Origin of the sequence: Rhodococcus sp. 05-2254-6, from assembly GCF_002258565.1 — a bacterium.
Taxonomy (GTDB): domain Bacteria; phylum Actinomycetota; class Actinomycetes; order Mycobacteriales; family Mycobacteriaceae; genus Rhodococcoides.
Map to the genome: position 1 here is coordinate 1 of NZ_NOZF01000126.1, position 21,837 is coordinate 21,837.

Annotated in this window: 18 protein-coding genes; 8 read left to right on the plus strand and 10 right to left on the minus strand. The window is 62.4% G+C overall.

Annotated features, from left to right (window positions below; translation table 11 throughout):
* The coding region (locus tag CH256_RS27710) for a DEAD/DEAH box helicase family protein (protein ID WP_143536596.1) at nt 1-1,376 on the minus strand (1,376 nt) is incomplete at its 3' end.
* A gap of 259 nt (nt 1,377-1,635) precedes the next feature.
* Nucleotides 1,636-3,249 (minus strand): esterase/lipase family protein, encoded by a 1,614-nt coding sequence (locus tag CH256_RS16020; RefSeq protein ID WP_032375847.1) that lies wholly within the window; start codon nt 3,247-3,249, stop codon nt 1,636-1,638.
* 319 nt (nt 3,250-3,568) lie between these two features.
* Here CH256_RS16020 and CH256_RS28125 point away from each other — a divergent pair, with 319 nt between their 5' ends.
* Both CH256_RS28125 and CH256_RS16025 read left to right on the plus strand, forming a co-directional pair.
* Nucleotides 3,569-3,733, plus strand: coding sequence for a hypothetical protein (locus CH256_RS28125; protein ID WP_155289035.1), 165 nt, complete (start codon nt 3,569-3,571; stop codon nt 3,731-3,733).
* Between the two features lie 101 nt (nt 3,734-3,834).
* Nucleotides 3,835-4,302 carry a hypothetical protein gene (locus CH256_RS16025; RefSeq protein ID WP_139278538.1) on the plus strand — a complete coding sequence of 156 codons (468 nt, stop codon included), beginning with the start codon at nt 3,835-3,837 and terminating at the stop codon, nt 4,300-4,302.
* A gap of 842 nt (nt 4,303-5,144) precedes the next feature.
* Here the strand turns inward: CH256_RS16025 and CH256_RS16035 are convergent.
* From CH256_RS16035 to CH256_RS16065, 7 genes are all read right to left on the minus strand, one after another.
* Nucleotides 5,145-6,143 (minus strand): aldo/keto reductase, encoded by a 999-nt coding sequence (locus tag CH256_RS16035; RefSeq protein WP_015586110.1) that lies wholly within the window; start codon nt 6,141-6,143, stop codon nt 5,145-5,147.
* On the minus strand, nt 6,140-7,801 hold the full coding sequence (locus tag CH256_RS16040; RefSeq protein WP_015586111.1) for an FAD-dependent monooxygenase: 1,662 nt from the start codon (nt 7,799-7,801) through the stop codon (nt 6,140-6,142). The genes CH256_RS16035 and CH256_RS16040 overlap by 4 nt, the downstream gene beginning before the upstream one ends.
* Nucleotides 7,798-9,441 (minus strand): MFS transporter, encoded by a 1,644-nt coding sequence (locus CH256_RS16045; RefSeq protein WP_015586112.1) that lies wholly within the window; start codon nt 9,439-9,441, stop codon nt 7,798-7,800. The genes CH256_RS16040 and CH256_RS16045 overlap by 4 nt, the downstream gene beginning before the upstream one ends.
* Complete coding sequence (locus tag CH256_RS16050) at nt 9,438-10,139, minus strand: HAD family hydrolase (RefSeq protein ID WP_052047793.1); 702 nt, start codon at nt 10,137-10,139, stop codon at nt 9,438-9,440. Before CH256_RS16050 ends, CH256_RS16045 begins: the two co-directional genes overlap by 4 nt.
* Nucleotides 10,140-10,141: 2 nt before the next feature.
* A complete protein-coding gene (locus CH256_RS16055; protein WP_015586114.1) occupies nt 10,142-11,113 on the minus strand; it encodes a ScbA/BarX family gamma-butyrolactone biosynthesis protein in 972 nt (323 codons plus the stop codon).
* A 271-nt stretch (nt 11,114-11,384) separates the two neighbouring features.
* Nucleotides 11,385-12,467 (minus strand): alpha/beta hydrolase, encoded by a 1,083-nt coding sequence (locus CH256_RS16060; RefSeq protein ID WP_015586115.1) that lies wholly within the window; start codon nt 12,465-12,467, stop codon nt 11,385-11,387.
* Nucleotides 12,468-12,522: 55 nt separating this feature from the next.
* Complete coding sequence (locus CH256_RS16065; RefSeq protein WP_052069823.1) at nt 12,523-14,724, minus strand: MMPL family transporter; 2,202 nt, start codon at nt 14,722-14,724, stop codon at nt 12,523-12,525.
* Nucleotides 14,725-14,822: 98 nt separating this feature from the next.
* On the opposite strand from CH256_RS16065, the gene CH256_RS16070 reads away from it, so the two are divergent.
* A complete protein-coding gene (locus CH256_RS16070) occupies nt 14,823-15,461 on the plus strand; it encodes a TetR/AcrR family transcriptional regulator (protein WP_015586117.1) in 639 nt (212 codons plus the stop codon).
* Nucleotides 15,462-15,783: 322 nt separating this feature from the next.
* On the opposite strand, the gene CH256_RS16075 is transcribed toward CH256_RS16070, so the two are convergent.
* Entirely contained in the window at nt 15,784-16,746 is a 963-nt protein-coding gene (locus CH256_RS16075) for a LysR family transcriptional regulator ArgP (RefSeq protein ID WP_015586118.1), read from the minus strand.
* 75 nt (nt 16,747-16,821) lie between these two features.
* Here CH256_RS16075 and CH256_RS16080 point away from each other — a divergent pair, with 75 nt between their 5' ends.
* The 5 genes from CH256_RS16080 (at nt 16,822) to CH256_RS16100 (ending at nt 21,747) form a co-directional block, all read left to right on the plus strand.
* A complete protein-coding gene (locus tag CH256_RS16080; protein WP_032364998.1) occupies nt 16,822-17,445 on the plus strand; it encodes a LysE family translocator in 624 nt (207 codons plus the stop codon).
* Nucleotides 17,446-17,649: 204 nt separating this feature from the next.
* Nucleotides 17,650-19,167, plus strand: coding sequence for an argininosuccinate lyase (gene argH, locus CH256_RS16085; protein WP_052047792.1), 1,518 nt, complete (start codon nt 17,650-17,652; stop codon nt 19,165-19,167).
* Entirely contained in the window at nt 19,164-20,351 is a 1,188-nt protein-coding gene (locus tag CH256_RS16090; protein WP_015586121.1) for an argininosuccinate synthase, read from the plus strand. Before argH ends, CH256_RS16090 begins: the two co-directional genes overlap by 4 nt.
* Nucleotides 20,348-20,926, plus strand: coding sequence for a formyltransferase family protein (locus tag CH256_RS16095; RefSeq protein ID WP_032364999.1), 579 nt, complete (start codon nt 20,348-20,350; stop codon nt 20,924-20,926). The genes CH256_RS16090 and CH256_RS16095 overlap by 4 nt, the downstream gene beginning before the upstream one ends.
* Nucleotides 20,923-21,747 (plus strand): enoyl-CoA hydratase/isomerase family protein, encoded by an 825-nt coding sequence (locus CH256_RS16100; protein ID WP_052047791.1) that lies wholly within the window; start codon nt 20,923-20,925, stop codon nt 21,745-21,747. Before CH256_RS16095 ends, CH256_RS16100 begins: the two co-directional genes overlap by 4 nt.
* The last annotated feature ends 90 nt before the right edge of the window (nt 21,748-21,837 follow it).

Genomic DNA, 21,837 nt, shown 5'->3' on the forward strand with positions numbered 1-21,837 from the left:
GGCTCGCGGTTGGCGCGGCCGAGTGCTTGCGTGACGCGCTGGCCGACGCGGTGTCGCATGAAGCTGGCATCACCGAGATAAGCGACGACGAAGCGCTCGAATTCGCTGCTTGCTTGGGGTACCGATGTGATGATGACGAGCTTGCACAGGTCGCCGGCGAGGTCGAGACCGTCGTAGCGGCCGGCGGCGATGAGGTGGCCAGAGGGTGCGTGAGTCCAACTGTCGAATGCGGAGTCGTCACTGGGCTTCAGCCTAAATACAGTGAGCTTTTCCGCCAACAATTTGGTCTGTAGGGCGTCGGCTTCTGCGTGGCTCGAGCACAGCCACGCCGTTCTGCCGCCCGCTTCGGCCGACTGTTCGAGCGCCCAGGCAAGTGTGTTCGGACCGAGCGCTTCGTCTGGGCTGGGGTTGAGTACGAACAGACGCTCACCAGTGGATGCCGCATTCAACGGGTCGGCGGTTGACAGGGCCATAATCTGTCGGCCGCCTACTCGTCGTTGCAGGTCGTCCATGGTTCCGAGCGTTGCCGACAGGTAGATACGCTGCTTGGCACGTGAGTACCACTTGTTGAGGGTTGTCGGCGGATGATAGGGCCGGATCTCGATCCCGGAAGGCCCGATCAGTACCCCGCAATGCCCGAGGTGGTCTCGGATGGTGGGCCACACATATTTGGCTTCTTGGGCCTCGACGTACGGCGATGCTTCAATGGCGTTACGTATACGTTCCTCAAGAGTCTTCCAGTCCTTGAAGGACAGTAGTTCTGGCGGAGTACCAGACCGGGCTGTTCCGTCCTGCATGGCGTGCAGTCCGGGGTATGACGATGTGTATGTGATCACGAACCCGCAGATCGTCCGATAGAGCGACCTGGCCGCACCGCTTTCGTCGGGGATGCGAAAGGTCTGCATAGAACTCAACGGTTGTTCGGCGAGGTGAGCATCGTCGAAGATAACGAGGTCGGCGGGCTCGGGGACTGGGCTGGAGTTGAAGTAGACCCAGTAGTTCATTACGCCGACGACCTGACCCTGGTTGTAGTCGTCGAGCGTGGTCCCGCCGTAGGACTTGCCCGCGAAAAGGACCACCTCCAACCCGAGCTCCTCCGCTTCCGCTCGAACCCGCTCGGCGAGTTGACGTGTTCCGGCCAGATAGGCGACAGTGCGGCCTTGATCAAGCGCGTAGTCAGCGATCAGCAGAGCAACTAGTGTCTTGCCCTCGCCGGTGCCCATTTCGATTGCCAGGTCCGGAGTGGCCAAATGTTCTGCGGCATATGCGCTGAGAACTTGGCTCTGGCTGGGACGTAGCCCGATGAAACGTGCAGATCCCAACGCAGTCATGCGGTTTGCGAAGTCCGGCACGGTGCCATCGATCGTCAACGTCACATACCCTTCGTCGAGCCCAGCGGCTTTCGACTGTACCTGCGAACTCCCATGTTGTTTCAGGGTTTCCGACTCGCTGAGTTTGAGCGATAGCTGCCGACGCTACGGGTGCTATCGGCAGGTCGATGCTGGTTCCGCTAAGTATGCTGCGGGGCCATTTCGACGACGATGCAGTCGTGCTTGATCGGGGTCAGCCTGCAGTCATCGTGACTGAGGTCTAGGAGCGGACAGCCACGACCAGTACGAACAGCCGGTCGTCCGATCATTGTTCGGCATTGATTGCGATGCGAAATTCTCCTGCGAATCCGGTTCCGTCGACGGCAAACGTCCAGTCACCGGCGTCGTTCCGTGCCAGCTGTTGCACGCCGTTGGCCGTGTTGTCGGCGAGAAGTCCCAGCTCGGCCTCGTATTGCGGGTCGTTGCTGCCGAGAAACCGTTCACCGGTGTGCACGAACACGGCCGGTCCACCAGCGCGAGGGAACACCTGTACGTAATACTGCTTTCGGAAGATCACGTTGTCGGAGAACCCGACGCCGTAGCTGTCTCTCTCGCCGACGTATACATCGAGGCGGAAGACCAGACCCGGCACGTCCGTGTCAGGTTTGTCATCCTGATCGACCCAGCCTTCCCAGACCAACCGATCCGGCCCAGCCCACCCCGTGGTGCGATCGCCGGCATCGTCCAGGGGATTCCTGAGTTCACCTTCCAGGTCGGGTGGCCCGCCGAGCAGGTCCGGACGGTCGAACGGGCCGTAGCAGTTCTCCGCCTCCGGGCTTTGGTGAAACAGCTCGAAGTCCACGTACCGCGGTTTGATCGTCACCCCGAAGTAGAACTCACTTTTTCCGAAACAGTCCTGTCCCCGCTCGACTTTTGCCTCGTCGAGCCAGAGCTGGATGCGATGCGACCCGTGCAGGAACCGCATCGCTATCTCGTAGGATTCCCTGCACGTCACCAGTGAGTCCACCCCGCCGTGGCACTTGTGTACGAAGGTGCGGGGCGCGCCGGGAAGCTGCGCGGCGGACTGTTTGACGAGCCCATCGCTGCGGTTCGTACTTAGCGAACCTCCGTCGAACAGGGTGGACAGCCGATTTGCCAACGAAGCTCCGCTCGCGCCGTAGGTGCGGTAGTTGGTGCCGACGACAGTCAGGATCCGCTGGATCGGAAACGCGTCCAAGACCTTCAAGAACCTCGTGCTCGACGGCGAGAACGAGGCCAGTTCGTCGCTTGCGTCGCGCGCGCCCGGCAGCAGGTCGAGCAACCAGCGGGGCACGCGTTGAAAGGCAATCCCGCGGTGCGGTGTGCCGAGGGTGACGACGCGATGCACCAGTCTTTGAGCTGAATGGTGTGCGTTCTCTTCCATCGCCAACAGGGCCTCCCGCATAACCAGCCCACCCATGCTGTGGGCGATGACGTCGACGCCGTCGAATGTCTGGTTGTGCTGTTCTGACGACCGTTCGATCAGGGAAATGAGGCGGACCAGCCCTTCCGCGTATCGGGCCAGGGTCCGCGGCGAGAGGTCGTAAAATCGGTACACCCATATCGTCCCGGAAGTGGCCTCGTTGAGAACGCGCGCGGCCGTGCGCGGATCGATGACAACGCTGCCGCCTACATCAGAGGGGTCGTATTCGCCCGTGTCGGCGGGTCCTTCGACATTCTGCGCGTAGTAGCCCACAACGTTGGTCGCGTCTGTGTAGCGGTACCTCTTCGCTTTCAGTGCGCGGAGCAGGAAGCCCTCGTAGATGTAGTTGTCACCACGCTTGGTGGGGTAGACCGTGCCGTCGTTGTATCCCTGATACGCACTACGCTGATCATCAGCGACATCGACGCCGCCGAACCCCCTGATCAGGATTAACGGTCGGCATTTTATTTCGCCCATCTGAACCTCCACGAGTGTTCGTCGCAGCAGGCACATGCCCCCGCTGTAACTCGTCGTCCTTGACTCAAATCGACGGGTGGAGATACCTGAGGTGCAACCGCGAACCCGCTGAGCTGGTCGTTGCGGCCAGGCCGCTTCTGATGGTCCTCGTGTTGGGGGGCGATGTCACTGGTAGTTAGGGCTGACAACCGTTTGAACGGCAGACCCGTTGGCCTGCGGATGAGAATTCGAGCTGTTCGTGGTGTCCGGTCCTGACGCTAGTGTGCATCGACAGAGACAGCCAACAGGGGCCTTGGCCTATCGGTGGGGGTGAATGATCATGCGAGACAAGAGCGGTGGAGATGTGAACGTCGACGGAAGCGGGGACGCCGTAGGACACGTCGTGGACAGGTTCGCCGCGGTGATGACCGAATTCGACGTCGATACTGCCGGCGTGGGTGTGCCGTGTATCGATTCGGTGTGGCAGGGGGAGTTGCGGGGATGAGGGGCCGGCAGCTCGTCGTTGTTGACGTCCACACCACGGGGCCGTCGTTCGAGGCTCACGAGGCCTTCGAGCTCGCCGCGATCGACGGTGCATCCGGGAGGGTGTGGGATCTCGCGCTGCCTTTGACATCGGCACAGCTCGAACGGGCGGATTCAACATTCCTGCAGCTCAGCGGATACCACCGTCGACGGCTGGTGGAAAAGGCGCAGCATGACGCGTTGACCATTGGAACGGAGCTCGCGGCGCTCAGTGATGTGTTGGCTGGAAACACGCTCGGCGGCGCAGATCCGGAGATCCATGCGGCATTTTTGAGCAAGGTCTTTCACCGGCATGGTGTCCGGTCGCGTTGGCACCACCTGCCCGCAGATATCGCGGCGTTGACCGCCGGTGCCCATGGGATCCCCGCAACCAACATTCCGCGGCTGGAGGTGTGCTGCGAATTGTGGAATGTGCAGCTCGCGGAATTTCCTTCGGCGCTGGATCGGGCGCACGCTGTCGCCGATTGCTTCGCGGCGTTCGACCGCAGAAGCGGACGGGAATCGGTGTCGGCAACGCTCAGAGGCGAGTAGGTGTTGAAGCAGCCGCTTATTGCGCTGGGCCACACCTGAGCCCCGCAGTTCTGTCTCGGTAGTCACGCTATCGCAGGCGGCGAATCCAGACGAATGGTATTCTACGAGTTAATACTCGTATTTGATGGCAGCGGCCGTCACCGTTGGACGTGGGGATCTGATGGATCTGTTCATCGATGTCATAGCCTCAATCGCTTCCTGGTGTGCTCCGATGGTTCTGCTCGTGGCTGCCGCAATCCTCTTGGTGGAATCCGGCTTGCTCGTCGGGTTTCTCCTCCCGGGTACTGGCACGGTTCTGGCGGTCGGTGCTCTCGTGGGGCTGGGCGAACTTGATCCCGTCGTGACGGCGATCGTCCTGATCGCTTCGTCGACAGCAGGGGCTCAGCTGGCCTTTCGGTCCATCAGGCGTGGATCGTGTCGCGCTGATATCGCCGGCGCAGGCCGCTTTGCGCGCCTGATCAACAGGGTGCTTGCTCGGGCACGTCAGTTGTTTTCGGGGGATGCGCGCGTCGGGACAGTGACCACGCATTTCGTCGGAGGCGCGAGGACCTTGGGGCCACGTCTCGCTGCGGGTTCCTCGTTGTCGTTCTCGAGGTTCGCGGTGTTGAATATCGTCGCCGCAACCGTGTGGGTCACTCTTCTGTTGACCACGGGAAGCGTGTTGGGAGCCAACCCCGCGTGGATCCCCTGGGCCACTGGCGCTTTCGTCGTGGCCGTAGTTGGAGTCATCGCAATTCGGGCATTTCGGCGCAGTGACGCTCCGGTTCCCGGCGGCACAATTCCCGCCCGTCGATCTGATCGACGGGGCGGGAATGCGGCTGTGCCGTGCAGTTGTGCCCGTGTCATTCGCGGCCGGCTGATACCCAACTCATGTCGGGTGCTCGGGTTCCGGTGACGGCGTCGGCGAGGGTGTCGAGGACGGCGAGCTGGTCCGCGGTGAGTTCGATGTGCACCGAGCCCGCGTTTTCGGTGACCCGATCCGCATTCCGAGTGCCGGGTATCGGAACGACGGGCAGCGCGAACTGTGTACCTTTCACCCGTAGCCACGCCAATGCGATCTGGGCGGGCGTGGATCCGTGCTGTGACGCGATGTCTGTCAATGGGGCGAGGGCGTCGGTGTTCGTTTCGAATGCGTCGAGTTGAAAGCGGGGTAGATACCGCCGAAAGTCGTTGTCGCCGAGCTGTTCCTGTTTCACTTTTCCGGTGAGCATTCCGCGTCCCAGTGGGGAGTAGGGAACGAATCCGATGCCGAGTCGAGCTGCGGTCGGGACGATGGCGTTCTCGACGTCGCGGCTGAACAAGCTCCATTCGGACTGGACCGCGGCGAGCGGATGGGTCCGGTGCGCTCGTTCTAGTTCGGGGGCGGTTACTTCCGATACTCCGATGTGCCGGACTTTTCCGTCGGCGATGAGCTCGGCCATCGCTCCGATGGTGTCGTCGATCGGGATGTGTGGGTCGACCCGGTGAAGGTAGTAGAGGTCGACGACGTCCACGTCGAGGCGACGCAGGCTGTTGTCGATGCACTGGCGGACGTAAGCCCTGTCTCCGCGGCTTCTGCGGCCGGGTTCGGTTACGGAGGTATCGATACCGAATTTGGTGGCGACGGTGACCTCGTCGCGACGGTCGGCGAGGAGTCTGCCGATCAGTTCCTCGTTGGTCCCGAGGCCGTACACATCTGCGGTGTCGATGAAGTCGATGCCGAGGTTGACGGCGTGATGCAGGGTCTTCAGTGCTTGGTCGGGGTCGGATTCGCCGTACATCGAGGTCAATGCCATGCCGCCGAATCCGAGTGCGGATACTTCGAGGCCTGTTCCGAGGTTCACGTGTGGGAAGTCGGTCATGATGCTGTCTCCTTGGAGGCGCTCGTTTCGGGTCGACCGCGTTCGACTGCCTGTGTGTCCGCGGGTCCGGCCACTGCGGTGAGGTAGGTCCGTATGGCTGCAGGGTTCTGCAGCGAGCCGGTCATGCCCACTATGCGGTCGGGACGCACGACAGCGACACCGCCCTGTCCGAGCTCGCTCGAAACGATCTCGTGGGTGTCGATCACGGTGGGAGTTGCGCTCAGAAGTGTGGTGGGGGAGTGGACCACGACCACGACGTGCAGCCGCGACCCCCACGAGTCGAGGATGGCATGTAAGGCCCGGAGTTCGTCGATACTGGTGATGGTGGCCAGCGCCAGGACTCGTCGGTCATCGAGGAGGTCGGGCAGCAACTTGTCGACCTCTCCGTCGAACTGGACGGGATGCGGGGGCAGGAACTTGCCCGGCGAGATGGTTCGACCGCGCCCGCCCCCGCGGGCCACTGACGGGCCGTAGGCCGTATCGATCTGCGCCAGTTGAGGAACGACACGCCGGGTGAGGAGCCCTGTCGCCGAGAGGATTCCGAGGATTCGGTCGCGGATCCACCGCGAAACGGCAGCACGAGTTGTCCACAGTTTCGTCTGAAGATCGGTCATCGCGGCGACCGATTCTGCGACGGGTCGTCGTTCGAGTTCATATGTTTCGAGTAGTGCTGCATCGGCTCCGTCGACCGCTACTGCTGCAAGTTTCCACGCGAGATTCGCCGCGTCCTGTATTCCGGTGTTCATACCTTGACCTCCCGCAGGACTGTGAATATGTGCAGCGTCGCCGGCAAGGATGAATCGGCCCGACACGTAGCGCGAGGACAGTCTCCGGTGTACTCGAAAGTCGCTCTGCCAAAGCACATTACTGACCCGGAAGCGGCCGAGGCCGCGTTGGCCGAGCATGATGTTGGCGCGATCGGTGATCTGAGTCGGCGGTATGAGCGCAGGGGAAGCGGACTGACGGTGTCCGAGAAATACCCGGTGTCCACCACCTGGGAGCGGGACGACGACCGTCACCCCGTCCGGGTGGAGATGGTACTGAGCCTCCCCGACCGACCCATCGGTTTCTAGGGTGCCGTCCACCAGCAGAAAAGCGTCGTCGTAGCTGTCGCCGTCGAAGTCGATGGCCGCTGTTTTCCGCACGGTGCTGTGTGCACCGTCGGTGCCCACGATCCACTCTGCTGTTGTGGTGAAGCGGATTCCGCTCGGACCGACCAATGACGCCCTCGCCCCGTCGCTGGGCCCGGCAGGGTCCGGATCGAGGGCACCGAGGAACTTGTGCCGCCAGCGGACCGTACCTCCCAGCGCCTGGTAGAGCTCGAGGAGAGCTGCCTCGACGAGGGGCTGCGGAAGGGACAGTGGTTTGTGCAGGCCGGGCTGGTCGAGGCCGGTGAAGTCGACGTGGCCGATCTGTGACCCTTTCGACCAGTACGACGCTCGGTCGAGAGTGACGCCGGCATCGAATACCGCGGGATCGACACCGAGGATGCGCAGGCTCTCCTGGGCGGCACTCCAGAGTACGAGGGCTTTCGGTTCGGTCGAGGGCCCCGACTTGCCGTCGATAATCATGTGGTCGACGTTCCTGCGGGCGAGCTCGCAAGCAAGCGTCAGACCTGTGGGGCCCGCGCCGACGATGAGGACGGTGTGCTCGGTCATGTCCGGACTCCTGACGGGCGAGGCGGGGCGAGGCTGGATTGTTCGGCCGAGATCACGTCCTCGTATCCGGTGGACGGCGCGTCGCGGGGTAGGGGAGAGGCCGCTGCGTGCGGGTCTGCTGCCGCGGGGTCGACGAGGAAGTCCTTGCGTCTGATGAGGGTGAATGCCGCGATCGCACCGATGAGGGTGACGATTCCCGCGATCGTCGTGACCTGATGCAGCGCCGAGATGAACGCGATTTCTGCTGCCACCCCAACGTCCTGCCCGGTCTCTTGCAGCGCCGCGACGGCCCCGGAGGCCACGGCGTCGACGGTGGCGTCGAGCTGGGCCGGAGTCAGGGCGGATCCGTACGCGGTGTCGAGTTCGGATTCGATGGTGCGATGAGCCAAAGCTCCGAGTACCGCCACGCCCAATGCCGCACCGACCTGCTGGAATGTCTCGTTGATCCCAGCTCCCATCCCTGAGTCTTCGGCCCGAACGAGAGCCACTGCCGCGCTCGCACGGGGTGGATTGTGTAGTCCCATACCGAGTCCCGCGATCACAAACCCCGGTAACAACGCCGTCCAGCTGTCACCGACGTCCGCGAATCGAAACAACAGAAACCCGATTCCTGTGCACAACAGCGAGATTCCGATCAGAATCGATGTCGAGATCCGGGCGCTCAGTATTCCGCCCACGGCACCGGATATCAGCAGGACGCCGGTAAGCGGCAGGAACCTCAATCCGGTCTCGATAGCCGAGTAGCCCAGCACGCCTTGCATCCACAGCACCGAGAACAAGATGGTGGCCGTGACGGCGAAGTTGATCGCAAACGTTGCCGCGGACAGGCCGTTGAAGGAACGGTTTCCGAACAGGACCATGTCGAGCATGGGATTGCGGACGCGGCGCTCGACCACAGCGAAGCCGAGGAGGGCGAGCACACCGACCGCCAACGCTACCGCGGTACGTGGGTCGGTCCATCCCACGACGGGTGCCCGGATGATTGCAAAGATCAACGCGAACAGACCTGCGGAGAACAGTGCCAGACCGAGGGGGTCGAGACCGCGGCGCGCGGTCGATGTCTGGTGGTCCCGGACTTTCAGAGCGACGACGGCCAGAATGATCAGTCCCACAGGGATATTGAGGTAGAACACCCATCGCCAGTCCACTTCGGTGAGGATGCCTCCGATCAACGGTCCCGCAGCGATGGCGATGCCCGAGGTGGCCCCGAAGATGCCGAAGGCGGTTCCTCGTTGGCGGCCGTGGAACGTCGCTGCGATCATCGCTGGGCCGACGGCGTACATGATGGCCGCGCCGAGGCCTTGAACTCCACGTGCTGCGTTGAGCAGAGTTGCTGACCCAGCGAGACCGCAAGCCACGGACGCGAGGGTGAAGGCCAGCGCGCCGACGGCGAAGATCCGGGTGCGGCCCAGTCTGTCCGCGATCGAGCCGGCGGTGAGCAGAAACGCGGCCAGTGCCAGGGCGTAGGCGTCGATCACCCATTGCAACTGCTCGAAGCTGGCCGAGAGGTCTCGTTGTATCGCGGGCAGTGCGACGTTGACGACGGTGAGGTCCAAGAACAGCATGAATGTTCCGAGGCAGACCGCTGTCAGCGTCCACCAGCGTTCGGGGGCCGACTGCAGCGGTTCGGGGGTGCTCATGCGGACTCCTCGAGGAGCGCGTCCGCGGTGGGTTGCGCGGCCGGCTGCTGGCGTCCGAACCAGGCGTCGATTGCCTCGATGGCTCCCGCGGTGTCGGTGAAGTGATGTATCTGCATTCCGTGCGCTCGGGCGGCTTGGCAATTGCGTAGGTCGTCGTCGACGAACAGGCATCGAGCGGCAGGGACGCCGAGTCGTTCGGTCGTCCGGCGGTAGATTTCGGGTTCGGGTTTGCGGACACCTTCGTTCGCGGAGACGACCTCGACGCTGAACAGGCCTGTGGGGACGATTCCTCGCCACTCGGGTTCCCATTCTCGGACGTTGTTGGTCAACAGTCCCAGAGTTCGTCCTTCGGATTTCAGCGTGTGCAAGTAGTCGAGAAGTTCCGAGTTGGGGACCCGGCCGGAGAACCATGCCGGCCGGAACTGTGACAGGTCGATAGCGCGTCCGGTCATGGTTTCCAGTGCCGATCCGACTCGGTCGAGGAAGGCCGCTTCGGTGATTTCGCCGCGTTCGAGCGGGGCCATGATCGTTTCGTCCGGGTCATCGTGCGCGGTGAACAGGGCACCCATCAGGTCCTCCGGTTGCACGGACATGTACTCGGTGAACGCCGCGATGGTGTCGGCGATGGGGTTGGTCAGGACGCCGCCGTAGTCGACGACGAGAACGAGGGGACCGGTGTCGATACTGTTGTCGGACATCGTCATCCCACCTCGACCTGCGAGCGGACGATGACGACGTCACCCTGGACGAGTTCGAAAGATGCGACGATCCCAGTCCCGGACTCGGTGGGTGCGGTGTCGATCAAGCGGCAGTAGACAGGAAGCTCGTGTTCGGCGAAGTCGAGGAACTGGATGTCGTAGCGCACCGGGGAACCGACCGACGATTCCGGCAGTGAGTGGGTGTCGAGGACGGCGCACACCGATGCCTGCCTGCACGCTTCGGTCAAGAGCATCCCCGAGACGTGGTCGACCTTGTGATCGGAGAGCGACGGGTGGTTGTTGTCGACGACGACCTCGTACGTCGTGTCGGGGTGTTCGGTGCCGGTGGAGGCGATGACGACGTTCTTCGAGTCCCGCCGGGCAACGCGTGCAGGCGGAAGCGGCACGGCGGCAGAGGTATACGGCTGATCGGGGGTGTTCTTCGCTGCCCGCCCGGCCGCGCGCATCTCGGCGAACATCTGCTTGGGCATGAAGCTCAGGGATCCGACGAATTCGCCGACAGGCACGCCGTCGAGAACGGTCTGGTACCTACCGACCGCCCCGGTCAGGTACCCCTCGACGTGGAACCGCTTCTCGAATTCGACTCGGATGACCAACCGGCCCGGTGTTTCCCCGACCTGGAGGGCAGCGAGGTCGGTCACCGACACCGAGGCCTTGCGGAAGACGAACGCCCAGTCCTTGGGTACTCCGTAGAACTGGTGACTGATCAGGATCGAGGCCTGCCTGCATGCCTCCACGAGGATCATGGGGTCGTACCGGTCGTCGAGTCGGTCGCTGTAGAGGGCATGCCCTCGCGGTAGCTGCGCGGCGACGACGAATCGGTTCTCGCCCGTCGCAGCAGCGTCGGTGAGGAAGACCTCGCTGACAGCTGCGCGGTGGACGAGGCTTCGCGGCACAGTGCGATCGAATGTCAGTTCACTGGCGATATCGAACGGTGGTGTGGTGACAGTCATTTCTTCCCCCAGGAAGGTGGTCGCAGATTTTCTGCTTTGTGCGAAACGCACCGATCGGTACGTGGTTTCAAGTACAGCGCCACGTTTTCGATAAGTCAATTCTTTTCACGTTAATTCCAAATGTTCGGAAAGTGATTCCCGTAACAATATAATTTCAGTTCGAGCGCAGATATACCGCCAGTAATTCGAGCACTATTGTGAGCCTGTGCACACGGTTAAGTGCACAGGCTCGCAATAGTGCGTTCAGCTATTTGATGCCGATCTGATGCGGTCAGTGGGGTTGTCGGGCGTCGAGCCACTGGTCGAGCGAGTCGAAGACGATGGCGGCGTTCCGTGCGTGGCCCATGTAATGGCCTGCGTGAGGAATCGTGATCGCCTTTCTGTCCGATGTTCCGGTGAACGATGCAATATGTTCGTCACCGAATTGCACGCGTGCGTCGTCCTGTCCGTAGAGGCCGAGAACTGGAATGTCTATGCTCGACATTTTGGCCAGGTCGAGAAGAATTCCGGGGCCTTGTGAAAGCATGTCGCCGCACGGGTGTTGGTTCTGATAGGGCGCTGCTGTATCGATTACTTGTTGTTCGGTATCGGCATAGTTTCCTGTCACGAATTCAGTGGTTCCTTGGTCGTAAAAGGTGTAGCCCTTGGCGGCGGGATTGTTTTCCGATGCCGAGCCTCCGGTGAGGCAGCGTGGTGTGGCGGCGAAGAATCTGACGTAGGCCTCGGGTGTCAGTCCGCGATCGGCCCAGTCCATGACGACGAGAGCGTCGACGTCGTCGAAGGTGTAGGCCTCGATCTGGACGATCTGCCCGCCGTTCGACTGGCCGGCGAGGGTGATGTGCCCGAAGGTGGGGGCCGTTCCGGATGCATCCCATTGATAGGTGCCGGTACGCAGCGCTTGGACGATCTGATGGGCCATCGTTGCTTGGGACCCCACGCACATGGCCCCGCCTGCCGGAGCGTCGCTCGTGTCGTATCCGAGTCTGTCGATCGTCAGTGAGGTCTGTCCGCGAGCGGCCATTTCGTAGGTGTGGTGGTATCCCTCGACTGGAAGACGCCAGTACCATTCGCCGGCTGCGATGCCGTGTTCGTAGAGGGTGATGGCGTTGCCGAAACCCTCTGCGGGAGCGGTGAGATGGCCACGGATGGTGTAGGTTCCGCCGTCGGCGGTGCACGGGACGGCTGTGTCGTTGGTGTTGCGGACTGTGAAGGACACCGGTACGTCGATCACGTCCGATCGGGTCGGCTGCGCGGAGGCGATGGCCGTTCCACCGAGAAAGATGGCGGTCGACGCGACGGTTATCGCAATCGCGGCGAGGAGCCGTGAGAGGGGGTGATGGCGGCTGTCGAGCATGGGGTACTCCGATCGGGGCGGGGATGTGGTGGCTGGGAGCGTGCGAGTGCAGTGCTCATACAGGGGTTTTGGGTCTTCCAGGGTCGACTTCGGTACCAGGTGTATCGACGCGTGGAGCATCGGTGATGCCGATGAGCTGGTGCAGGCGTGCCAGTGGGCGCGGTGCCCACCAGTTCCAGCGGCCGGTCAGGGCCATGATGGAGGGGACGAGGATCGCTCGGATGACGGTGGCGTCGATCAGGACCGCCAGTGCCATGCCGATTCCGAGTTGCTGAAGGAAGGTCACCCCGGAAGTGGCGTAGGTGGCGAAGGATGCGGCCAGGATGAGAGCTGCTGCGGTGACGACGGGTGCGGAGCGTGAGATGCCATCGATGATGGATTGGCGATTGTCTCCGGTACGGTCGAATTCTTCTTTGATGCGCGAGAGCAGGAAGACTTCGTAGTCCATCGACAGGCCGTAGGCGATGCAGAACATCAGGATGGGGATGCTCGGCTCGATGGCACCGGTAGGGGTGAAACCCAGCAGCCCAGCAAGATTGCCGTTCTGAAAACCCCACACCAGGACACCGAACATGACCGTCAGTGACAGCAGATTCAGAATGGTGGCTTTGATGGGGGCGATGATCGATCCGGTCATCACGAACAGAATGGCGAAGGTGATCAGTGCAATGAGCACGGCCACGAGCGGGAGCCGGGCGGTGACGCCGTCGGTGTAGTCGTCGAGCATCGCGGGTGAGCCGCCGACGAGTACCTGGCCGGGAGGCTCCACCGACCGTACCGCGGAGACGAATCCGGCTCTGTCGTCCAGTGATTCGCGAGTCGGTACCACCGAGAGGTAGCTGCCTGCGGTGTCGGGAGTGAAACGGACGGCGCCGTTCGGTGGAGCAGTGAGCGCCCTGTCGGGTTCGACGGTGCCCAGTGCGCTGTCCACTCGTAGCACCTGGGGCAGTGCTGCGAGATCGGAGGCGTACCGAGCGAGGCCGTCCGGTGCGATGGTCGGTGCGACGAGCAGAATTGCGTCTGCATCCTCGCTGGCGTAGTCGTCGCGGATGGTGTCGTACAGGGCGCGGACCGGAACCGACTGCGGCAGGATGCGATCGTCCGGTGCGCCGAACCGAACGCCTAGTACCGGCGCTCCGAGCAGTATCAAGATCACCACACCGGCGATCGCGAACACTGCAGGTCGGCCGGTCGTGGCCACGGTGATCCGCCGCCACACGGTACTTCCGTCGGTGTCCGGTTCCTTGCGCCGTAAGGCGCGGTGCCCGAGCAGCACCAATGCGGCCGGGAGTACGACCGTAGCGGCGAGCACGGCGGTGGCGACGACGGCTATCCCGGCGTAGGCGAACGAGGCCAGGAACGGGAACGGGAAGACCAGCAGAACGGCCAGTGACGCGGCGACGGTGGCGCCGGAGAACATGATGGTGCGTCCGGCTGCCTGCGCTGCTCGCTGCACGGCCAACGTCAGGTCAGCGGTGCGGCGGGCTTCCTCTCGGAAGCGGTAGATCAGGAACAGTCCGTAATCGACGCCGAGTGCAATGCCCATCACCAGCGCGATGTTCGCCGCGAAGGTCGATACTTCGGTGAAGGCTGCCACCACGCGCATGATGGCCAGGGTGCCGACGACGGAGAACAGTCCGGTTGCGAAGACCACTGCGGCGAGACGGAGCCGCCGTAGGACGGCCCACAACAGTGCGATCACCAGCGGGGCGATGATCAGCTCTGCTCGGAGAAAGTCGGTCCTGGATTGTTCTGCGACGGAGCGGAACACCTCGTCGCTGCCGCCGAGAGCGATGTCGATGTTCGAGGTAGCCGACCGGCTGAGTGCCTCGTCGAGAGCGGGAAGGACCTGTTGCCGGATTTCGGTGGCGTCGCCCGGTGCCCACGCCTGGATCAGCGCCGAGCTGCCGTCCCCGGCGGCGAGGGTCGGAACCTCTTCGGTCCAGTAGGACCATGTGTCGTCGATGCCGGGGAAGGTGTCGACGAACTCGGTCAGACGTAACCCGTCCGCGGCGACGGCCGAGCTGTCGACGTCGCCGGTCTTCGCGGTGACGAGGATGGTGATGTTGGGTGTGCCGGTCTGAAAGGTGTCGTTGAGCAGCGCCTCGGCTGCCGCAGACGGGGCGTTGGTCGCCTCGAACCTGTTCAGGGACAGTGCATTCATCGCACCGGCAGCGACTGCTGCGAGCACGAGGAAGAGGACGCCGGCCACTACGAGGGTGAGGCCGGGTCGAGTTGTGGCGAATCGGGTGGGCATCGCGGGTCCCCCTGCTACCGTGGATACGAGCGATTGCTCGTGATTTGCGAGAATACGAGCGAAAGCTCGTCTTGTCTACCGGAAAGCCTGGAGTTCACATGCCGAATACCTCGACGCCAACTACCTCTCCTGCACCCAAGCGTCAGGATCGCGGACTCAAGCGCATCGCTGCGATCCTCGACGGTGCGGAGGAGTTGTTCGGAGAAGTCGGGTTCGACGCAGCGACCACGAACGCTATCGCCAGCAAATCGGGCATGTCACCGGGTTCGCTGTACCAGTTCTTCAGAAACAAGGAAGACATCGCCGCAGCATTGGCGGAACGCTACGTCGTGGAGTTGACCGACGCCCAATCGGCCGCGGTCGATCCGCGACCGGACGGCTTCGTGGAATCTCTACCGCAGTTCATCGACCGGGCCGTCGACAATATGGTCGCCTTCAATGCGGCCAATCCGGCTTTCCTGCAACTGTTCTCGCGAGCAGATACCCAGCCTGCCCTGTATACCGCAGTCGTACCATTGCAGAGCGAACTCTCCCAGAGGGTCGCCCAGACCTTGGCCGCACTCGCACCGACCCTGTCCAGCGAACGCATCGACCTCCACGCGCTGGTGGCCTTGCAGATCACCCGCGGAATGATGCCCGTCATCGCCGCAGAAAAAACTAACAAGAAGGACCAGCTCGTGACCGAGCTCAAGGCGGCACTGATTCGTTACCTGTCCGAGGCACTCGCCTCACCCTGACGGAACAGAGACCCGCGCCGCCGCAGGCCGTGCGTACTCCCAGTCTGAAAAAAGCTGCAGCAGTAGCTGTTTTGACGTTTTTCAGTTGTGCTGCCAGCAATCACTGCTTTTCGTACACTATGGGATCCGCGCCGATCGATACTTCGATGCGTGGTGGAGCATTCGGTCGAGGCTCAACGCCCCGCGTCGTATGCTCGGTCAGCGATCGGCGACCTTAGGCGCGCACCCGGCGGCGGACCATGCGACCGGCGTGCATCGCCGCAACTTTGGTCCAATCAGGGTGTGCAATTAGCCGTCACAGCTGGACCGATGACCGCCGGACTCACGCAGGTTCCGGTGTTGCCGCGCCGGTCACCGCATGACCTGGGGGACGGTTCGCTGTTTTTCGTTCTTTGGGTGTGTCGATCAATGCGTTATGTGCAGCATCGCGTACCCAGCCTGTGATTCTGTCGAGGGTTTCGGATGGCAGGTGCCATCGTTGCCAATACAGGGGAATGGTGACGTTGTGGTCGGGGTCGAGGTGAACGAGTGTCCCGTCGGCGAGGTCGCGTGCGATTTGTCCTTCCGGTAGCACGCCCCACCCGAGTCCGAGTCGAGCTGCAGTCAGGAATTCGCGGTTCGATGGGAGGTAGTGGATCGGGGGCTCACGGTGCGCCTTGATCTTGCGTAGATAGGCGTGTTGCAGGTCGTCCTTTTTGTCGAATCGCAGCATCGGGAGGCGGCTGGGATCGCAACCGTCGGAGTCGGCGTCGCGAATGAGTGAGGGTGCGCACGCGGGCCAATAGACCATGGCTCCGAGCGGTTCGACCGTACAGCCAGGTGCTGCGGTGCGTGAGGTCGTCACGGCGGCCATGACCGCGCCTTGACGCAGTAGAGCGTCTGTATGGTCCTGATCTTCGATGTGGAGGTCCAGCAGTATCCGTCGGTCGACGGCTATCGCTTTCATCACCGGTTGGAACCACGTCGAGACCGAATCGGCATTGATAGCAAGTGAAAAGCGCAGCGGTGCAGCAGTATTCGTTGTCGTTGAGCCGCCGCGTAGCTCAGCGTCGGCGTCGACGGTGAGGACTTCGATCTGCCGCGCGAGTCGGAGCAGGGCTTGCCCGTTTCTGGTGGGTAGTACCGGCCTGGTTCGCTGTAGCAGCGCGGCCCCCGACGCTCGTTCGAGCGCGGTAATGCGTTGGCTGACTGCAGAAGACGAGATGTGCAACGCCGTTGCAGCTCCCTCGAACGACCCTGAATCGCAGATCGCGGCAAGTGTGGCGAGCTGATCGTGGTTGTACATCCACAAATACTAAACCTAGATCAGCGATACTTAGGAAACGTGCATCGATGCTGGAGCGGTCGTACCGTTCTTGCCGTGAACAACCCCGTTCTGGCCTATCTCCCCGTCGCTATCGTCTTCGGAATAATCCCAGGTCCTGACGTCATGTTGGCGGTCAAGCACTCGCTTACCGGCGGTGTGCGTCACGGCATCGCCGTAGCTTTGGGTGCGGCGACGGGGTCGATGGCCTGGGGCATCGCTGCGGCCGTGGGGTTGGCGTCCTTGCTCACCAGCGTCCCCGGGGCATTCGACGCGGTACGTATCGCAGGTGCCGCCTACCTGGTGTTTCTAGGAATTCAGAGTATCTGGCAGCGCAAGGGCAGCTTCACCGACGTCGATGCCGCGACTTACAACGCGCACCAGCCGAAGTGGTCGCGAGCGTTCATGACCGGTTTCGTCGCGGACCTGTTGAATCCGAAAATGGGTGCGTTCTACCTGGCGGTGCTGCCGCAGTTCATTCCGCGCGACGGGAACGTTTTCGTTTGGTCCATGCTGCTCATGTCGATCGAGTTCGTGGTGGCGCTGATATGTCTGTCCTCGTACGCACTTCTTGCCTCGTCCGCTCGCCGGTTCTTGGAGAAGGGCCGCTTGGGGGCGTGGCTCGAGCGTGGACTGGGTGTTGTTCTGGTGGGATTCGGCGTCCGGCTGGCCTTCGAGTAAACACCCCCGCCGTCCGAGCCCTTCTCCCTTCGCTCTTTCAACTACTCGACCCGAGCCCGACCTGACTTGATTGTGTAACGACGCCTTGGCCCGGGTCCGCGCCCCGGGCCGTCCAATCCCGCCAGGTCTTGGCTTTGCCGTGCCCTAACCCGAACTTTCCTGTACCGAAACCGAACCATCACGCACACAGAGGGGTACCGATCAATGAGCGAAAAGCTCTGGGGTGGAAGATTCTCCACCGATATCACCGACGATGTACTTCGCTACACAGAGACAGCATCGGTAGACAGCAGAATGCTCGAACACGACCTGTGGCAGAACATCGCTCATGTTCTGATGCTCGGTCGCGCGGGAATCAACACCGAACCCGACACCAAAGCGCTTCTCGCTGGGCTGCTCGACATGGAGAGCAGCCGAGCCGACGGTGGATTGCAGCTCGACGTCCGACAAGAAGATGTGCACCTCAACACCGAATTCATGCTCATCGAACGGATCGGACCCGTCGGCGGCCGCATGCACACCGCACGGTCCCGAAACGATCAGGTGCAGACCGACGCACGCATGGTCACCCGCGAGTGGCTGCTCGATGCCAGCGAAGAACTGCTCATGTTCGTGCAGGATCTGCTCGGGTGCCCCGAGTCGGAACGAGAAGCAGTTCTACCCGGCTACACGCATTCGCAGGCAGCGCAACCGATTTCGGTAGCATTTTGGAAGGCTGCGCACGCACAGGCCTTGCTGCGTGATGCCTCCCGACTGATGGATGCCTGGAAGCGCATCAACATCAATCCGCTCGGCGCGTGTGCGCTCGCCGGAACTACATTCGCCCTGGACCGCGATTACACCTCCCGGCTTCTCGGGTTCGATGCACCGATGGTCAATGCGCTCGATGCGACGTCGACGAGGGACTGGACAGTCGAAGTAGCGGGCGCAGCTGCCAGCGGTGCTGTGAATCTATCTCGCATGCAGGAAGAGATCGTCACCTGGAGCTCGAACGAATACGCTCTCGCCGAAGTGCACGATTCGTTCGCGACCGGTAGCTCGATCATGCCGCAGAAGAAGAATCCGGTGGTTGCAGAACTGGCGCGAGGGAAGTCCGGTCGCGCGGTGGGTGCGCTGGTGCAACTGCTGGTGATGGAGAAGTCGGTCGGTCTCGGGTACAGCTGCGACCTGCAGGAGGACAAACCGGTTTACTGGGGCGCCCTCGATACGTACCTCGACACCATTCGCCTGTGCCGACGCCAGAACCTGCACACCGCGTTCGACGGTGCTCGCGGCAGAGCCCTGTGCTGGGACAACTTCTCGACCGCGACAGAGATCGCCAACATCTTGGTCTCTCGGTTCGACGTTCCTTTCCGCACAGCCCACCGCATCACCGGTGACCTCGTCAACGCCGCCCTCGCAGCCGGTCACACCCTGCGCAACGTCGCGTTCACCACCACTTTCCTCCGCGAGGAACACGACATCGACATCAGTGAGGTCGACATGAAGCAGATATGCGATCCGCTCCACACACTGCGCAGCTACATCTCTGCCGGATCCACCGGACCGACGCGGGTCTCCGAACAGCAGGAGCAAGGCCTGGCCGACGTGACCGACAGACTCGCCGAAATCCGGCAAGCCAGAACCCGCCTCTGGGAGGCGAAGGCGGAATGCCTACGAGCAGCGCGATCCGTCGTCGGCGGCGTGAGCGTGCCCGAACTCGCGATGGAGGTCGGGGTATGAGCATCGTCCTGGCATATTCCGGCGGATTGGACACATCCGTTGCCGTGCACTGGCTCAAAGAGCGCTATCAGACCGAGGTCATCGCGTACTGCGCGAACCTCGGCCAAATCGAGGACCTCGAGGCCGTCTCGAAGCGCGCAACCGCGGCCGGCGCGTCGGAAGTTATCGTCGAAGACGTCCGAGACCTGTTCCTCCACGACTATGCAATCCCGGCTCTCGCCGCCGGCGCTGCATACGAGGGAAAATATCTTCTGGCTGCACCGTTGTCTCGACCGTTGATCGCCGAGCGGCTGGTCAGCATCGCTCGCGAACGCGGTGCATCCGCAGTCGCTCACGGTGCCACGGGCAAGGGAAACGATCAGGTCCGGTTCTACACCTCCGTGCGGGCGTTGGCTCCCGAGCTCGACATCCTCGCACCTGTCATCGATTGGGAAATGACCTCCCGCGGTAGCGAAATTGCCTACGCCGATCGTCACGGTATCGATGTGGGTGTCAGCAAGACGACGCCGTACAGCATCGACACCAATATCTGGGGCACCAGCATCGAGTGCGGGGATCTCGACCTCATCGACCACGCTCCACCGCCCGATGCATGGCAGATCACGACCGCGCCGGTGCAGGCACCGGATCGTCCAACAACGATCACGATCGAGTTCGAAGCAGGCATCCCCGTCGCTCTCGACGGCCGCAAGCTCGACCTGATCGACCTGGTCAGCGAACTCGGGGACACAGCGGCCGCGAACGGTATCGGGCGTACCGAAATTCTCGAGAGCCGCATCGTCGGATTCAAGAGCCGCGGAATCTACGAAGCACCCGCTGCAACAGTTCTTCTCGCTGCACGAACCGATCTCGAAGCACTCGTACTGGACCGAGAGACGCTCCACCACAAGCGGTCCATCGCCGACCAGTACGCAGAGTTGGTCTACTACGGCTACTGGTTCACCGATCTGCGTGCAGCACTCGATGCTTACTGCGCCCGTCTGGCTCACCGCGTGACGGGCACAGTGACCGTCGAGCTGTACAAGGGCTCCGCTCGATGCATCGGCCGGACGTCCCCGAAATACGGCCGATACAGCTCGGCTCTGGCCGATTACGAAGAGGCAGACACCTTTCTACACGAAGCAGGTGCCGGATTCGCGTACTGCTGGGCTCTCCCACTCACCGAAGGAGTTGTCACTCGATGAAAGACACCCGCTCTGTTCTGCTCATCTCCGACGGATCACGGTGGGGCGAACTCGCCCACGACTTTCTCCGCCGCAGATTCGCCGACGTCGACTGGTTTGCCTGGGACTACGGCGATCCAGTAACTCGATCGTTCGATCAGTGGCACGGGTGCGACCTGCTTCTGTCCTTCAAATCGGACTTCATCCTGTCCGAGGCCACACTCGATCGAGTGCGGGAACTGGCCGTGAACTTCCACCCGGCGACCCCGAACTACCGAGGGATCGGCGGATATCGCTACGCGATCGACGACAACCAGACGCAATTCGGGGCCACCTGCCACATCATCACCCCGAAGGTAGATGGCGGTCCGATCATCGCAGTCGACCGATTCGACATCGTCCCAGGCGAATCCGAGACGAGCTTGAGCGAACGCACCGCCGCCGCCGCACTGGCTCAATTCCATCGAATCGTCACCACAATATGCAACGGCACCGCTATCAGCGCCGATCACAGCGAACAATGGGGACAACGTCTCTACACACGCCGCGCCCTCGACGCAGACCGCCGAAAGCGTGGGGAGCTGGTCGAAGCGTGAGAACACTGCACTCACCCTCCGCCACCCACGAGCCCCACGATCGGCCCAGGTCGCCCGAAGCCCATGGCGGTACTGCAGTTCGCAACGGCCCCTTGGCGATCATCGAATTCGACGGTGAAGGACACAACACGTTCTCCACAGACAAGATGCGCGGCATCACCGAGTTGGTCTGGCAGCTAGGGGACACCCCGGATGTCGAGGGGCTGGTTCTGTACGGGGGAGACGGTCGATCCTTCGGTGTCGGCGGTGACTTCAACGAAGTCAAGGACTTCACGGGAGGCTCCGAGGTCAACCGATGGATCGACGCCTGCGTGGACATGTATCGAGCAGTTCTGTCGATCTCGAAACCGACCGTGGCAGTCATCGACAAATACTGCATCGGCATCGGTCTTCAGTTGGCACTGTGCGCCGACTGGCGCATCGGAACGTCGACGTCGGACCTCCGTATGCCCGAGCTCAAGTTGGGTATCTCCTGCATACTCGGAGCTCCGCTCCTGCAACGCCGAGTAGGGCCTGCCGTGGCGAATCGAATGATCATCGGGTGCGATCGATGGCTCGGTACCACCGCACTCTCCGACGGCCTCCTCGATGAACTCGTTGCAGCCCATAGTGACCCGCTCGCTGCAGGATGCACCCGAGCACAGGCACTGGCCGAGTACCAATCGGTGCCGTTTGCCCGCACCAAGGCGTTCGTCAACCACGATCTGCTGCTCGACATGGAACGAGCCCGTATTGCAGCAATAGCCGGCCACCGAGCGGGGTTCGCTGCAGGCGATGCGGCCCAACAGAAGATGCGCACAATTGTCGGAGACAACCCATGACCCCAACCGATCATGGGTGGGTCGTCTTTTCGCACAGCGGCCGCATCCGCCGTGTTGGCGGACATACCGGCCCCGTTCTGAACCGCAACG

Bases quoted from the DNA above. Each gene is read 5' to 3' on its own strand.
- CH256_RS16055 (WP_015586114.1), bottom strand. From the start codon at position 11,113: ATGACTGTCACCACACCACCGTTCGATATCGCCAGTGAACTGACATTC.
- CH256_RS16050 (WP_052047793.1), bottom strand. From the start codon at position 10,139: ATGTCCGACAACAGTATCGACACCGGTCCCCTCGTTCTCGTCGTCGAC.
- CH256_RS16020 (WP_032375847.1), bottom strand. From the start codon at position 3,249: ATGGGCGAAATAAAATGCCGACCGTTAATCCTGATCAGGGGGTTCGGC.
- CH256_RS16035 (WP_015586110.1), bottom strand. From the start codon at position 6,143: ATGACCGACTTCCCACACGTGAACCTCGGAACAGGCCTCGAAGTATCC.
- CH256_RS16075 (WP_015586118.1), bottom strand. From the start codon at position 16,746: ATGTACAACCACGATCAGCTCGCCACACTTGCCGCGATCTGCGATTCA.
- argH (WP_052047792.1), top strand. From the start codon at position 17,650: ATGAGCGAAAAGCTCTGGGGTGGAAGATTCTCCACCGATATCACCGAC.
- CH256_RS16065 (WP_052069823.1), bottom strand. From the start codon at position 14,724: ATGCCCACCCGATTCGCCACAACTCGACCCGGCCTCACCCTCGTAGTG.
- CH256_RS16060 (WP_015586115.1), bottom strand. From the start codon at position 12,467: ATGCTCGACAGCCGCCATCACCCCCTCTCACGGCTCCTCGCCGCGATT.
- CH256_RS16095 (WP_032364999.1), top strand. From the start codon at position 20,348: ATGAAAGACACCCGCTCTGTTCTGCTCATCTCCGACGGATCACGGTGG.
- CH256_RS16090 (WP_015586121.1), top strand. From the start codon at position 19,164: ATGAGCATCGTCCTGGCATATTCCGGCGGATTGGACACATCCGTTGCC.
- CH256_RS16045 (WP_015586112.1), bottom strand. From the start codon at position 9,441: ATGAGCACCCCCGAACCGCTGCAGTCGGCCCCCGAACGCTGGTGGACG.
- CH256_RS16040 (WP_015586111.1), bottom strand. From the start codon at position 7,801: ATGACCGAGCACACCGTCCTCATCGTCGGCGCGGGCCCCACAGGTCTG.
- CH256_RS16070 (WP_015586117.1), top strand. From the start codon at position 14,823: ATGCCGAATACCTCGACGCCAACTACCTCTCCTGCACCCAAGCGTCAG.
- CH256_RS28125 (WP_155289035.1), top strand. From the start codon at position 3,569: ATGCGAGACAAGAGCGGTGGAGATGTGAACGTCGACGGAAGCGGGGAC.